The sequence below is a fragment of the Bradyrhizobium sp. HKCCYLRH2060 genome (assembly GCF_051168135.1).
Lineage (GTDB): Bacteria > Pseudomonadota > Alphaproteobacteria > Rhizobiales > Xanthobacteraceae > Bradyrhizobium.
In genome coordinates this window covers 52,032-65,095 of record NZ_JBNPUK010000017.1, presented here as the reverse complement: position 1 = coordinate 65,095, position 13,064 = coordinate 52,032, and the positions used below count along the sequence as shown (strand labels likewise).

The window sequence follows — 13,064 nt, the reverse complement described above, 5'->3', positions numbered from 1 at the left end:
CGGGCGATCAAGACCGCGAGAGCGGCAGCTTGGTTCCGACCACCGCCCGCTCGGCCAGAACGCCCTGCCGGAAGCGAAACAGCTTGGCCGGCCGACCGATCGTGTCGGCGGCGATTGCGCCTGTCTCTTCAACGAGTTCCTGCTGCTCGATGAGGCGGCGGAAGTTCTGCTTGTGGACGAGCCGGCCTGCCAAGGCCTCGACGCTGCGTTGCAGTTGCAGGAGTGTAAATTCTTCCGGCATCAACTCGAACACGACCGGCCGGTATTTGATCTTGGCGCGCAGCCGCGCGATGCCGGTGGCGAGAATGCGGCGGTGATCACCCGTCATGGCGCGGCCCGGCACGATCGGATCGCCTCCCTTTTCGCGCACGCTCTCGGGGATCAGCCCCGCCTCATACAGCAGCTCGTAGCGCTGCAGCGTCAGCTCCTCGTTCCACTCGCGGCCATCGAGGCCGAAGGTGATGGCGGCGCGCCGCCACCTGGTCTTCTGCAGCGTCGGCTCGTCGGCGGATCGGGCCCAGGCTTTCAGCTTCGGCGCGATGATCTTGGCCAGGATCGCCGGCGGCCCGTCGCGATGATCCTCCCACGGGAAGTAGTCGTACCAGGATGACCATTGCGCATCCGCGCCCTCGCGCCCCTCCTCCTCACGGGTCAGGCCGAGATAGCTGATGGAGATCCGGTGCGGCGCGTCGGGATCGCCGGTACGGCCACGGTCGGCGAAGGTGTAGAGCTGCTCGACATAGCCCAGGGGATGGCCGGTCTGGGCCTCGACCCAGGCGCGCAGGCCGGTCTGCAGCGAGCGGTGCCCGAACTGAAACGGTCCGCTCGGCAGCGCCGCAGCGTGCTCGATCGTCATGATCCTGGGCTGCCCGTCGGTCACCGCCACCAGCACGGCGACGAGGTCCGCCGTGATCGCATCCAGAGCCGTCACCGTCTTCTGCGGCCGCTTGTTCACCTTCGACATCCGGATCTGTCGGTCCTATTTGTCATCCTTGCCAGCCGCCGCCGGCGTGAACACGCAGTGATCCGGTTTCAGATCGATCAGCGGCGTCTCGTCGAGGCAGTCGAGACCGCGCACCAGAACGGTGCTGCCCTCCAGCGCGACGAAGCGGACCGTCGACACGCCGATCGGATTGGGACGCACCGGCGAGCGCAGCGCGAAGGTGCCCCGGGTCTCGCCATCATGATGGCGCGGGCTCTGCTTTACGAGATCACGGCGCGCCCGGTTGAGCCAGTACAGCACCTGGAGATGGCTGAAACTGTCGATGCCCTCTAGCGCCGGCACCCAGGGCTCGAAGATCTCGAGCCGGCACACCGGCCCCTCGAAGCTGCCCTGCCGCGGCGTCTCCAGACGCGAGGTCCAGGGCGTGCGGATACGGCCGATGAAATACAGCGTGGCGTCGCGCGGCTGTGGCGCGTCGATGGCGACTTCGCCCGGGCGGAGATCGGTATCAGCGGTCATTGCGGAGTCCTCAGGTCTTCCCGGCAATCTATCCGAACCTCGGCTCACCGCAATTGCGGCCGCGCAAGATCGCGCAACTCATCCGAGCCACCATTTGCCGACCAGCATCGCGGCCTCGCCGCAGACGACACCGGCGAAGATCGAGCGACGGGTCGCCATGAAGGCCGCAAGGCCGGCAACGACGGCACCGTAGCGCAGGCCCCACGGCACGCTGGCGAGCGCGCCCGGCGGCTGCACCAGGATCTGGGCGATGACCCCCGCCAGGATCGCGGTCGCGACCGCCTTGACCCACATCAGCAGGTCCGAGCCCTCGTCGAGCCCGCTGCCGAACCAAAGTCCGAGCAGGCGCCAGATCTGGTTGGGGATCACGCCTGCCACCAGCAGCACCACGAGCGCATGCCAATCGCCGATGAAGTCGCTCATGCCAGCCCCCGCCGCTCGCGCCATTTGTGCGCGCCGAACGCAAGCGTTCCGGCGACGACGCCGCTGACCAGGATGTCGACGCCGCTGTTGAGCTGGGCGGCCAGCGGATACAGCACGAGGCCAAGACCGAGCGCGAGCACGTCGGCAAGCTCCCTGGCGTTGCGCAGGGTCGAGAACAGGAAGGCCAGCGGCGTCAGCAAGAGCACCGCGGCGCCGAAGGTCTGCGACAGATTGGCGGCGAGAAGATAGCCGATGATCGTCGCGATCAGCGCAATCCCCATCAGGCCGGTGCCGAGCCCATGCACGAAGGCGATGCGGCGCTCGCGCGGCACATGCGGCAGGAAGCGATAGCATTCGACCCACAGCGTCACGGCAGTGAAATGCGCGATCAGCACCAGGTGCCGCCGCTTGGTCTGGGGCGAGCGGATCAGCGGCAGCACCGCCACCACCATCGGAAACAGCCGGATCGCGCTCATCGTCACCGCGATCGCCGATTGCAGAATGGTCTGGCCGGAGCCGAGCGTGGAGACCAGGATGATCTGCGCCGGACCGGCCCATACCAGCGCGGTAGAGAGGATCGCCCAGAGCATGCTGAAATGGGTGTCGTGCGCGAGCGCGCCGATGCCGATGAAGGTGACGAACAGCACCAGCGACAGGATGGTCGCCGACGTCGCGCGCAGCCCCCAGCCGAAGGCGCGCAGTGAACCATGCCATTGCGGCGAATCGAGCGGAGGAAGTGTCACGGGCGGCCCAGCGGAACGAACCAAGATAAGGCTTTCGAAAGCCGCTCGCGTCAACCGCCATCAGGCGCGCGCGGGTCTGCGTCCGGCGCAGCCATTCCCCCCGCACGCCATGCTGCGGCAGCTCTATCCGGAGCGATTGCGCAGCACGAAGCAGGCACCACCGGCTCCGCGGATCCGACTGCAGAGCGCGTCGGCCTCGGCCCGTGTCTCGGCACCGATCCGCACCTGGTAGAACGCCCGGTTGCCGCGCGAGCGCATCACCGACGACAGCAGGCTGGGGTCGCGGTCACCGATGATGGTGCCGAGCCCCTTGATGGCGCGGGCGTACATCGACAGCGCACGATTGCGATCGAAGCCGGCAGCCAGTTGCACGCCCCACGGTTTCGCAGCCGCCAGCGCGACATGCTGCTCAAGCTCGCGGACGAACGGGTTCGGCGCACGCTTCAGCAGCGCCATCAGTTGATGACACGAGGTCGGCGGCGGGCTCGGTGGCATCTTGCCGCCCTTCCCCGCCGCGGCCCAATCGTCGATCGACGAACCGGTGATGGCCGAGACGTAGTTGCGGGTCTCCCAGGGCATCTGCCCCTTGCCGGCGAGCCAGTCCTGCACCCGGCGCGGCCCCGCATTGTAGGCCGCCGCCGCGAGCCCGAGATTGCCGAACTGATCGCGCAGCTCGGCCAGAAACTGCGCCGACTTCGGCAGCGCCTGAACCGGATCGAACGGATCGAGCAATTGGCGCTCGTTCGCCGTGCCCGGCATGAACTGGGCGATTCCCTGCGCGCGCTGGCCGTTGCGCGTGACCGGCCCGACTGCGTCGCTCTGAAAGCGGCTCTCCTGCCAGATCACGCGGGCGAAGAATTCGAGCGGCAGATCATTCGCCTTGGCTGCGGATTCGATCATCAGGCAGATCGCCTCGCGCGTGCCGCTCTCCTTGGACTCGTCGGTCTTGTTCTCCGGGCCCTCTGCTGCAGCGTCTGCCGGCTTCGCAGCCTCCTGCGGCGAATCCTGCCGCGCGCCATCCTTCGGATCAGCCGGCACGGCAACGTCGCGGTCGGAGGCCTGCTCCGCCGCCACGCCGGACAAGGGCATGGTCAGCATCAAGGCAAGGCCGAGACAGGCAATGCGAGCAACGGAAACCATGGAAAGCATCGTGGGCGCGGTGCAATGGTTGGAATTCTGCCGACAGACAAAGCCGAAGACCATGCGGGGTTCCACCGCGCGGCGCCTTGACACAGCGAACGAGCCGGCTAGCAATCCCCAAGTCCTGCAGGGAGCGCGACGGATGACCGCACCGACCGACGACAGACTCGGCTTCGCGCCCGACAGCGATGCGCCATTGTCCTATATGGCGCGCACGCGCGACTACTATCTGGCGATCGGCTATGACACGCCCTATCGCTGGGCCCACTACACGTCGGCGCCGTTTCAGCCGCTGCGCAAGCCGCTCGCGCAGTCGCGCGTCACCATCGTCACCACGGCCGCGCCTTTCGATCCCGCCAAAGGCGATCAAGGTCCCGGCGCGCCCTACAATGGCGGCGCCAAGTTCTACTCCGTCTATGACGGCGACACGTCGGCGCAGCACGACCTGCGCATTTCCCACATCGCCTATGATCGCGTGCACACCTCGGCCGAGGATGCCGGCACCTGGTTTCCGCTACCACAGCTCCTAAGGCTGGCAGGTGAAGGCCGCATCGGCACGGTCGGACCGCGTTTCTTCGGCGCGCCGACCAATCGCAGCCACCGCGTGACGATCGAGACCGATGCGCCGGAGATTCTCGCGCGCTGCCGCGCCGACGCGATCGACGCCGTCGTGCTGGTGCCGAACTGTCCGGTGTGCCACCAGACGGTGAGCCTGGTGGCACGGCATCTCGAAGCGAACGGCGTCGCGACCGTCGTCATGGGCTGCGCCAAGGACATCGTCGAGCACGCCGCCGCGCCGCGCTTCCTGTTCTCGGATTTTCCGCTCGGCAATTCCGCCGGCAAGCCGCACGACGCGGCCTCGCAGGCCTTCACGCTCGATTTGGCTTTACGTGTCCTCGAGAGTTCACCAGCCGCACGCACGACCGTGCAATCGCCTTTGCAGTGGAGCGAGGATCACGGCTGGAAGCGCGACTACAGCAATCCCGCCATGCTCGCGCCGCAGGAGCTGGCGCGGCGGCGCGCCGAGTTCGATGCGCAGAAGGCGATTGCGCGGCAGGTTCGTGGAAAGCAGGTGTGAAAGCCACACTCGGGCGAAACTCGCCCGGGAATTTCTTCGGATAATGCTGATTGCGCTTGCCGTCCCGCTCCAGTTGCGCTTGAGTTCCCCCGGGTTTCAAGGGGGCAGTACCAAATGAGAGTTGTAGCGTTGGTGGCGCTGTGCGCCGCGCTGGGAGGTTGCGCGTCCGTGACGCGGGGTACAACCGAGACGATCAGCGTCGCGTCGACGCCGTCCGGCGCCGAGGCCACGGTCGCCGGTCTCGAAGCGCCGATGACCTGCACGACTCCCTGCTCGTTCGTCGCCAAGCGCAATGCCGACATCTCCGTCACCATCGAAAAGCCTGGCTACGAGACCCAGATCATCCCGTTGACCAAGGACATCCCGGCGACCGGCGCGGCCGGCTTCGCCGGCAACATCCTGGCGGGCGGCCTGATCGGCATGGGTGTGGACGCGGCGACTGGCGCGGCGACCGACCACAAGCCGAACCCGGTGATCGTCACCTTGCAGCCACGCATGGCGGCACCGGCAGGCCGTGCGCAACGGCCGCCGCGGCGGTCGGCCCCGCCGCCGGCCCAACCGGAGGCCGGGACCTAGCCCGCTCGCCAGGCCTGTCAGCCAGCCGCCGATTGCGCTTCGCCAGGAGCGACCGCATCGACCGGCAGCGCGAACTGCTCGACCCGGTTGAGCGGCTTCTTGTTGAGCAGCAGCCGGGTCACATCGGGGCGCGAATAGTGCCCCGCCGGATCGGCGGCATTCTTGGCGATGCCGATCATGCCCAAATCGATCTCGGCGATCAGCAGGCCTTCCTGCTCCGGCGGCAGCTTCTCGGCGAGCGAAGAGCCATCCGGACCAAAGATCGCGGCGTGGCCGCCGCCGACATGCAGCAGCGCGTGCTTGTCGGGCCGGTCACACAGCTCGTCGATCATCGCCTGCGAGACGGTGGCGCACGGCGCCAGCACGAAGCACGAGCCCTCGACCGCATAGACGCGCGAGGCGGCGTTATTGACCTCGGCGCCGAGCGCCGGCGCGAACGGATCGTACAGCGAGAAGCTCGGCCACGCGGCGACATGCACCTGCTCGTTCTGCGCGTACATCGCGTATTTCGACAGCGGCTGCAGATGCTCCCAGCAGCACAGCGCACCGATCCGGCCGATGTCGGGACGATCATGCACCGCAAGGTCACTGCCGTCGCCCTCACCGTAGACGGTGCGCTCGGCATGGGTCGGCCGCAGCTTGCGGCGCCGGGCGATGGTCTCGCCGTCGGGGCCGATCAGCCATTGCGCGATGTAGAGGCTGCCGCCGTCGCGCTCGGAGAGTCCCAGCACGGCCGTCAGCTTCGCCTTGCGCACGGCGGCCCGCAGCGCCTCGGCCTGCGGGCTGTCATAGGCCAGCGAGTTGTCGAAATAGCGCTGCACGAAGCCACGCCCGATGCACCAGGCCGGCGAGTCCATCCAGATGTGCCAGGGATAGCCGGGGATGAACACCTCCGGAAACGCGATCAGCTTGGCGCCCTTGTCGGCGGCCTCCTCGATCAGGGCGATGGTCTTTTTGATCGAGGCGTCCAGGTCGAGCCAGGCCGGCGCCGCCTGCACCACCGCCACCTTGTATTTCGGATGTGCCAGTCCCATCGCTGCTGCTCCCTGATGCCCGTGCGCGGCGGGTGGCGCCGCGACCGGGCCAACTATTGACGCCAGCCGGCTTTCGCGCTCGTCTCCCAGGGAACGAACATTCGACTGCGGCTGCGACGAAGATCGAGCCGGCCCGGAATTTGCTGCATTGCCGCAGCCACAGGTGCAGGAGGAGACGGAGCGATGCCGATCCTGTTCACCACCGACGGAAGCCCGGGCCACCGCCGGCTGGCGCTGTGGCAGGACATCGTCTGCGACGTCTATGTCGGGCTCGATTGCACCTCCGATCTCGGCAGCGCGTTTCGCGGCTCGGTGACCCACACCGCGTTGGGACGGGCCGTGTGCTCCGAGGTCGCCTCGGACCGGCAGCGCGTGCACCGGACCTCGCAGCGGATCTCCCGGGCGGATGCCGACTTCATCCTCGTCGCGCTCGGGCGTGAGGGGATCGGCGGCGTCGTCCAGGATGGCCGCGACACCGTGATACGGCCCGGCGAGTTCGCGATCTACGACACGACCCGTCCCTATGAGCTGCAGTTCGACGCCGCGTTCAAGCAGATCGTGTTCAAGCTTCCGCGCGAGATGCTGCAGCGCCGGATCGGTCCGACCGAGACCGTGACGGCGATCAGCTTCGGCTCCGACAGCCCGCTCCAGCCGCTCGCCCACGACTTCATCGTCAGGCTCTGCGAGCGCGCCGAGCACATCGGCCCCGAGCATGCCGAGCGGCTGGCGGACCAGGCCGCCGACCTGCTCACCATGACCCTGGCCGAGCGGCTGTGCACCCAGCCCCTGCCCGCCTCGAGCCACCGCGCAGCGCTGCTCTATCGGATCAAGGCGCACGTCCGCACCCGGCTGTCCGACGCCGACCTCTCACTGCCGGAGATCGCACGCGAGCTCGGACTCTCGGCGCGCTACGTCAACGATCTGTTCTCGGACGAGGAGACGTCGTTCCAGCGCTTCGTGCTGGCCGAGCGGCTCACGCAGTGCCGGCGCGATCTCGGCTCGCCGATGCTGGCTCATCGTCAGATCAGCGAGATCGCCTTTTCCTGGGGCTTCAATGACCTCTCGCATTTCGGCCGCGTGTTCCGCGAGCAGTTCGGCCTGTCGCCACGCGAGTGGCGGCGCAGCACCTTGAAGCGCTAAACTCCCCTCGAAACTCCCTTGCAACGCGCTGGCCGCATGCGCTGGTCGGCCGGGCCGGATCTGCGATGCGCCGTTTTGCCTTGAAGGCTCTGTTTACCCTGCTGACGTTGAACCGGGATGATGACGATCCTCCCCGTTGGGATCTGATCATCCTGATCGGCTCGACGATCGTGAGCATTGGCCTGATCGGGCTTTACGCCTATGGAAAGGCCACCGGCCGCTGGTAGGCCGGATAAGTCGGGTGAACGTGACATGATCATGCGAGCAGGGCTTGGGTTGGCTTTGACGTGCCTGCTCACAGGCCCAAGCCATGCGCTGGACAGCGAGCAGAAGCGTGGAAAAGCGCTCTTGCAAAGCCTTTGCAGCCGATGCCATGCCGTAGGTCTCACGGGCGCCAGCCCGCACCCCGACGCGCCCCCGTTCAGGACCTTCGGTGACAGCAAGCTCTACGACGAGGATTTCGCCCAGCGGCTGCAGGCCGGCCTGTCGACCATTCACAAGGACATGCCGAGCTTCCAGTTCGACCGGCCCGAGGCGGAAGCCGCGGCCAACTATCTCAAGGCGATTCAGGTCCGCCCCAAACGGCGGTGACGCGTCGGCGCGCTCCGCCGGCGTGGAACGGGATATGTACCGCCGTGTTGCCCGTTCCCGTCCATTGTCCGCGGCGCGGCAGCGGCCGGAGCCCGCATGATGACGCCGACGACCCCAGGTCTGCACGCCGACGGACTGCCGCTGCCGCAGCGCACCTGGGCGATCGTGACGATCGCGCTCGGCATCGTGCTGGCCGTGGTCGACGGCGCCATCGCCAATGTGGCGCTGCCGACGATCGCCCGCGACCTGAACGCCAGCCCGGCGTTCTCCATCTGGATCGTCAACGGCTACCAGCTCGCGGTGACGATCTCGCTGCTGCCGTTGGCCTCGCTTGGCGAGATCATCGGCTATCGGCGGGTCTATCTAGCCGGCCTCGTGTTGTTCACGGCCGCCTCCGCGTTCTGCGCGCTCGCCGACAGCCTGCTGCTGCTGACGCTCGCGCGCATCCTGCAGGGCTTTGGCGCCGCCGGCATCCTCAGCGTCAACTCGGCGCTGGTACGTTTCACCTACCCGCACGCTCTGCTCGGCCGCGGCATCGGCATCAATGCGATGGTGGTCGCAGTGTCCGCCGCGGTCGGTCCGACCATTGCCGCCGGCATTCTCGCCGTCGGCAGCTGGCCGTGGCTGTTCGCAATCAACGTGCCGCTCGGCATCGTCACCTTCGTCTTCGGCTTCCGCTTCCTGCCGCATACGCCGCGCGCCCCGCACATGTTCGACTGGCAGAGCGCGGCGCTGAGCGCGGCCGCCTTCGGCTTCCTGATCGCCGCCGTGGACAGCCTCGGCCATGGCGAGGCGCTGGTGACCTGCGCGATCGAGTTCGTCGTCGCCATCACGGCCGGCGTGTGGCTGGTCTGGCGTCAGACCCACATGGCCTCGCCGCTGCTGCCGCTCGACCTCTTGCGCATCCCGGTGTTCGCGCTGTCGATTGCGACCTCGATCTCGTCGTTCTGCGGCCAGATGCTCGCCTTCGTCGCCATCCCCTTCTATCTCGAAAGCCATTTCGGCTATTCGCCGGTGCAGATGGGTCTCCTGATCACGCCGTGGCCGATCGCGGTCGGCCTGACCGCGCCACTGGCGGGCCGGCTGGTCGAGCGCGTGCCGGCCGGCCTGCTTGGTGGGATCGGATTGGTGATCTTCGCCTGCGGGCTCGGTGCGCTCGGCCTGCTGCCGCGCGAGCCGTCGGCATGGGACGTCGTCTGGCGCATGGCGCTGGCGGGCTGCGGCTTCGGGCTGTTTCAGACGCCCAACAACCGCACGATGATCGCGGCCGCCCCGCGCGAGCGCGCGGGCGGCGCCAGCGGCATGCTCGGGACGGCGCGGCTGCTCGGCCAGACCACGGGCGCAGCCCTGGTCGCGATGTTCCTGGCGATCGACACGACCGACGGCACGCGGCTGTCGCTCTTGACCGGCGTCGGTTTCGCGCTGGTCGGCGCATTCCTGAGCATGCTCAGGCTGTCGCCGGCCGGCGCCCGCGGCGCCGAGCGCGTCCGCGTCCAGGACGGCCAGCGGCTGAAGGGCGAGTAGCGACAGCGATGACGGACTGGACGATGCTGGCCCTGCTCGCCCTCGCCGCCTTCGGCTCGGGTATCGTCAATGCGCTGGCCGGCGGCGGCGCGTTCCTGACCTTCCCGACGCTGCTTGCGGCCGGCATCCCGGCCATCGACGCCAACGCCTCCAGCACCGTCGCGCTGTGCCCCGGCCAGTTCGTCAGCGCCTGGGCCTCCCGTGAGATCTTGAACGACGCAAAGGCGCCGTGGCGTCACGACCTCGTGCGGCTGTCGATCATCAGCCTGCTCGGCGGCACGCTCGGCGCCGTGCTGCTCCTGGTCACACCGTCGGCCGCCTTCAGCCGGCTGGTGCCCTGGCTGTTACTGTTCGCCACAATGGTGTTTGCATTCGGCATGCGCTTTACGCCGAAGGATGGCGCGCGCTGGTTCGGGCCGCGGACCATCCAGGCGGTGCAGTTCGTGATCGCGATCTATGGCGGCTATTTCGGCGGCGGCATCGGCATCCTGATGCTGGCCGCGCTGGTGTTCTATGGCCTGCGCGACATCCGCGCCATGAACGGCATGAAGGTGCTGCTCGCCGCGCTCATGAATATGACGGCCTCCGCCATCTTTGCGTTCTCGGGCCGCGTGCATTGGCTGGAGACGCTGACGATGATGGGCGCTGCCATGGTCGGCGGCTTCGTCGGCGCGCGGCTCAGCCAGATCATCCCGCCGGCCCATGTGCGCCGCTTCATCATCGCCGTCGGCTGCGGCCTGACGGTGTATTTCTTCGTCAAGCCGGCCTGAGCCGGACGTCGCATCAAAGCACCTCCCGTCAACGAAAAAGGCCGGCGCGACGGCCGGCCTTTCGTACTCATCTCGTCGCGTCAGGCTTACGCCTTGACCAGCGGTCCCTTCGGAGCCGGCCCCTTCGAGCCGCCGCCGGATTTCGGCTTGCGCTTGCGCGCCGCCGGAACTTCGGACTTCGGCGTGACCGGGCCCTCGACGAACTCGAAGCCGATCTTCTCCTCGACGCCGGACTCGTCCTTGACGAGCACGACGCGGACGTGGCCGCCGCCCTTCAGCTTGCCGAACAGCACCTCATCAGCCAGCGGCTTCTTGATGTGCTCCTGGATCACGCGGCCCATCGGGCGCGCGCCCATCTGCTCGTCATAGCCGTGCTGGATCAGCCAGCTCTTCGCCGGCTCCGACAGCTCGATCGTGACGTCGCGATCGGCGAGCTGGGCCTCGAGCTGCAGCACGAACTTCTCGACGACCATTCCGATCACCTCGACGTTGAGGTGCGCGAACGAGACGATGGAGTCGAGCCGGTTGCGGAATTCCGGCGCGAACTGCCGGTTGATCGCCTCGTGATCGTCACCTTCCCGCTTCGAGCGATGGAAGCCGAACGCCTGCTTGGCCATGTCGGCCGCGCCTGCATTCGTGGTCATGATCAGGATCACGTTGCGGAAGTTGACCTGCTTGCCGTTGTGGTCGGTGAGCCGGCCGTGATCCATGATCTGCAGCAGCACATTGTAGAGATCCGGATGCGCCTTCTCGATCTCGTCTAGCAGCACCACGCAATGCGGATGCTGGTCGACGCCATCGGTCAGGAGGCCGCCCTGGTCGAAGCCGACATAGCCGGGAGGCGCGCCGATCAGGCGCGACACCGTGTGCCGCTCCATGTACTCCGACATGTCGAAGCGCAGCAGCTCGACGCCGAGGGTCGACGCGAGCTGCTTGGCGACCTCGGTCTTGCCGACGCCGGTCGGACCCGAGAACAGGTAACAGCCGATCGGCTTCTCCGGCTCGCGCAGGCCGGCCCGCGCCAGCTTGATCGAGGCCGACAGCGAGTCGATCGCCTTGTCCTGGCCGAACACCACGCGCTTGAGGGTCTGCTCGAGATGCTTGAGCACCTCGGCATCGTCCTTCGACACGCTCTTCGGCGGGATCCGCGCCATCGTGGCGATCGTGGTCTCGATCTCCTTGATGCCGATCGTCTTCTTGCGCTTGTTCTCGGCCAGCAGCATCTGCGCCGCGCCGGATTCGTCGATCACGTCGATCGCCTTGTCCGGCAGCTTGCGGTCATGGATGTAGCGCGACGACAGCTGCACCGCGGCCTCGATGGCCTCGTTGGTGTATTTCAGCCGGTGATAGTCCTCGAAGTACGGCTTCAGCCCCTTCAGGATCGCGATCGCATCCTCGACCGACGGCTCGTTGACGTCGATCTTCTGGAACCGGCGCACCAGCGCGCGGTCCTTCTCGAAATGCTGGCGATATTCCTTGTAGGTCGTCGAGCCCATGCAGCGGATCGAGCCCGAGGCCAGCGCCGGCTTGAGCAGGTTGGACGCATCCATCGCGCCGCCCGACGTCGCACCGGCACCGATCACGGTGTGGATCTCGTCGATGAACAGGATCGCGTTCGGATGCGCCTCGAGCTCCTTCAGCACCTGCTTCAGGCGCTCCTCGAAGTCGCCGCGATAGCGCGTGCCCGCGAGCAAGGTGCCCATGTCGAGCGAGAACACGGTCGCGGCCGACAGCACCTCGGGAACTTCGCTGTCGACGATGCGCTTGGCGAGGCCCTCGGCGATCGCCGTCTTGCCGACGCCGGCTTCGCCGACGAACAGCGGGTTGTTCTTCTGGCGCCGGCACAGCACCTGGATGGCGCGGTTGATCTCGGAGTTGCGGCCGATCACCGGATCGATCTTGCCGTCACGCGCCTTCTTGTTGAGATTGACGCAATAGGTTTCCAGCGCCTCGCCCTTTTTCTTGGAGTCCTCGTTGCCCTTGGCTTCGGTCTCCTCGTCGACGCCACGAACCGGGCGCGCTTCGGAGACACCAGGACGCTTGGCGATGCCGTGGCTGATGTAGTTCACGGCATCGTAGCGCGTCATGTCCTGCTCCTGCAGGAAGTACGCGGCGTGGCTCTCACGCTCGGCGAAGATCGCGATCAGCACGTTGGCGCCGGTGACCTCTTCGCGGCCCGACGACTGAACGTGAATCACGGCGCGCTGGATCACACGCTGGAAACCTGCGGTCGGCTTGGCGTCGTCGCTGCCGTCGGTGACCAGATTTTCGAACTCGGTTTCGAGGTAGTTCACGAGACTGCCGCGCAGCTTGTCGAGGTCGACGCTGCATGCGCGCATCACGGCCGCGGCATCGCTGTCATCGATCAAGGACAGAAGGAGATGTTCCAGTGTCGCGTATTGATGATGACGCTCGTTGGCGATCGCCAGCGCACGATGCAGGGATTGTTCAAGGCTTTGAGAAAAAGTCGGCATGCGCGTCCTCTGTGGCCCCTTGCCATCATGATCGCCGCCGCCCGGTCAGGCAACAACAACCTTCGTCAAATATAGTTATAACCGAGTGCGACAAAAGACCGGCCGAGCC

14 protein-coding genes are annotated in these 13,064 nt (G+C 67.0%); 7 read left to right on the top strand and 7 right to left on the bottom strand.

Features of this window, described 5'->3' with window-relative positions; all coding sequences use genetic code 11:
* Positions 1-7: 7 nt before the first annotated feature.
* From ACQR10_RS27095 to ACQR10_RS27075, 5 genes are all read right to left on the bottom strand, one after another.
* On the bottom strand, positions 8-964 hold the full coding sequence (locus tag ACQR10_RS27095) for an NUDIX hydrolase (protein WP_315804123.1): 957 nt from the start codon (positions 962-964) through the stop codon (positions 8-10).
* Between the two features lie 15 nt (positions 965-979).
* Positions 980-1,462: a tRNA (N6-threonylcarbamoyladenosine(37)-N6)-methyltransferase TrmO gene (gene tsaA / locus ACQR10_RS27090; protein WP_315804124.1), complete on the bottom strand. Its 483-nt coding sequence runs from the start codon at positions 1,460-1,462 to the stop codon at positions 980-982.
* A gap of 78 nt (positions 1,463-1,540) precedes the next feature.
* Positions 1,541-1,885, bottom strand: a complete 345-nt coding sequence (locus tag ACQR10_RS27085; RefSeq protein ID WP_316181835.1) for an AzlD domain-containing protein — start codon at positions 1,883-1,885, stop codon at positions 1,541-1,543.
* On the bottom strand, positions 1,882-2,628 hold the full coding sequence (locus tag ACQR10_RS27080; protein ID WP_316181833.1) for an AzlC family ABC transporter permease: 747 nt from the start codon (positions 2,626-2,628) through the stop codon (positions 1,882-1,884). Before ACQR10_RS27080 ends, ACQR10_RS27085 begins: the two co-directional genes overlap by 4 nt.
* Before the next feature lie 123 nt (positions 2,629-2,751).
* A complete protein-coding gene (locus ACQR10_RS27075) occupies positions 2,752-3,768 on the bottom strand; it encodes a transglycosylase SLT domain-containing protein (RefSeq protein WP_434893318.1) in 1,017 nt (338 codons plus the stop codon).
* A 142-nt stretch (positions 3,769-3,910) separates the two neighbouring features.
* On the opposite strand from ACQR10_RS27075, the gene ACQR10_RS27070 reads away from it, so the two are divergent.
* Both ACQR10_RS27070 and ACQR10_RS27065 read left to right on the top strand, forming a co-directional pair.
* Positions 3,911-4,846, top strand: a complete 936-nt coding sequence (locus ACQR10_RS27070) for a glycine reductase (protein ID WP_316181830.1) — start codon at positions 3,911-3,913, stop codon at positions 4,844-4,846.
* A gap of 114 nt (positions 4,847-4,960) precedes the next feature.
* Positions 4,961-5,422, top strand: coding sequence for a PEGA domain-containing protein (locus ACQR10_RS27065; protein ID WP_316181829.1), 462 nt, complete (start codon positions 4,961-4,963; stop codon positions 5,420-5,422).
* 17 nt (positions 5,423-5,439) lie between these two features.
* On the opposite strand, the gene ACQR10_RS27060 is transcribed toward ACQR10_RS27065, so the two are convergent.
* Positions 5,440-6,456, bottom strand: coding sequence for a carbon-nitrogen hydrolase family protein (locus tag ACQR10_RS27060; RefSeq protein WP_434874465.1), 1,017 nt, complete (start codon positions 6,454-6,456; stop codon positions 5,440-5,442).
* A gap of 183 nt (positions 6,457-6,639) precedes the next feature.
* On the opposite strand from ACQR10_RS27060, the gene ACQR10_RS27055 reads away from it, so the two are divergent.
* From ACQR10_RS27055 to ACQR10_RS27035, 5 genes are all read left to right on the top strand, one after another.
* Positions 6,640-7,596, top strand: coding sequence for a helix-turn-helix domain-containing protein (locus ACQR10_RS27055; RefSeq protein WP_434893319.1), 957 nt, complete (start codon positions 6,640-6,642; stop codon positions 7,594-7,596).
* Between the two features lie 65 nt (positions 7,597-7,661).
* On the top strand, positions 7,662-7,823 hold the full coding sequence (locus tag ACQR10_RS27050; RefSeq protein WP_315804132.1) for a hypothetical protein: 162 nt from the start codon (positions 7,662-7,664) through the stop codon (positions 7,821-7,823).
* Positions 7,824-7,848: 25 nt separating this feature from the next.
* Positions 7,849-8,187 (top strand): c-type cytochrome, encoded by a 339-nt coding sequence (locus tag ACQR10_RS27045; protein ID WP_315804133.1) that lies wholly within the window; start codon positions 7,849-7,851, stop codon positions 8,185-8,187.
* A 99-nt stretch (positions 8,188-8,286) separates the two neighbouring features.
* Positions 8,287-9,711, top strand: coding sequence for an MFS transporter (locus ACQR10_RS27040; protein WP_434912134.1), 1,425 nt, complete (start codon positions 8,287-8,289; stop codon positions 9,709-9,711).
* Positions 9,712-9,719: 8 nt separating this feature from the next.
* A complete protein-coding gene (locus ACQR10_RS27035) occupies positions 9,720-10,481 on the top strand; it encodes a sulfite exporter TauE/SafE family protein (RefSeq protein ID WP_315804134.1) in 762 nt (253 codons plus the stop codon).
* An 86-nt stretch (positions 10,482-10,567) separates the two neighbouring features.
* Here the strand turns inward: ACQR10_RS27035 and clpA are convergent, their stop codons facing one another.
* Positions 10,568-12,955 (bottom strand): ATP-dependent Clp protease ATP-binding subunit ClpA, encoded by a 2,388-nt coding sequence (clpA, locus tag ACQR10_RS27030; RefSeq protein WP_315804135.1) that lies wholly within the window; start codon positions 12,953-12,955, stop codon positions 10,568-10,570.
* Positions 12,956-13,064 lie beyond the last annotated feature (109 nt).

What these genes read in the sequence shown, in the direction of transcription:
- ACQR10_RS27095 (WP_315804123.1), bottom strand. Translation starts at nt 964, where the DNA reads ATGTCGAAGGTGAACAAGCGGCCGCAGAAGACGGTGACGGCTCTGGAT.
- tsaA (WP_315804124.1), bottom strand. Translation starts at nt 1,462, where the DNA reads ATGACCGCTGATACCGATCTCCGCCCGGGCGAAGTCGCCATCGACGCG.
- ACQR10_RS27085 (WP_316181835.1), bottom strand. Translation starts at nt 1,885, where the DNA reads ATGAGCGACTTCATCGGCGATTGGCATGCGCTCGTGGTGCTGCTGGTG.
- ACQR10_RS27075 (WP_434893318.1), bottom strand. Translation starts at nt 3,768, where the DNA reads ATGGTTTCCGTTGCTCGCATTGCCTGTCTCGGCCTTGCCTTGATGCTG.
- ACQR10_RS27070 (WP_316181830.1), top strand. Translation starts at nt 3,911, where the DNA reads ATGACCGCACCGACCGACGACAGACTCGGCTTCGCGCCCGACAGCGAT.
- ACQR10_RS27065 (WP_316181829.1), top strand. Translation starts at nt 4,961, where the DNA reads ATGAGAGTTGTAGCGTTGGTGGCGCTGTGCGCCGCGCTGGGAGGTTGC.
- ACQR10_RS27060 (WP_434874465.1), bottom strand. Translation starts at nt 6,456, where the DNA reads ATGGGACTGGCACATCCGAAATACAAGGTGGCGGTGGTGCAGGCGGCG.
- ACQR10_RS27055 (WP_434893319.1), top strand. Translation starts at nt 6,640, where the DNA reads ATGCCGATCCTGTTCACCACCGACGGAAGCCCGGGCCACCGCCGGCTG.
- ACQR10_RS27050 (WP_315804132.1), top strand. Translation starts at nt 7,662, where the DNA reads ATGCGCCGTTTTGCCTTGAAGGCTCTGTTTACCCTGCTGACGTTGAAC.
- ACQR10_RS27045 (WP_315804133.1), top strand. Translation starts at nt 7,849, where the DNA reads ATGATCATGCGAGCAGGGCTTGGGTTGGCTTTGACGTGCCTGCTCACA.
- ACQR10_RS27040 (WP_434912134.1), top strand. Translation starts at nt 8,287, where the DNA reads ATGACGCCGACGACCCCAGGTCTGCACGCCGACGGACTGCCGCTGCCG.
- ACQR10_RS27035 (WP_315804134.1), top strand. Translation starts at nt 9,720, where the DNA reads ATGACGGACTGGACGATGCTGGCCCTGCTCGCCCTCGCCGCCTTCGGC.
- clpA (WP_315804135.1), bottom strand. Translation starts at nt 12,955, where the DNA reads ATGCCGACTTTTTCTCAAAGCCTTGAACAATCCCTGCATCGTGCGCTG.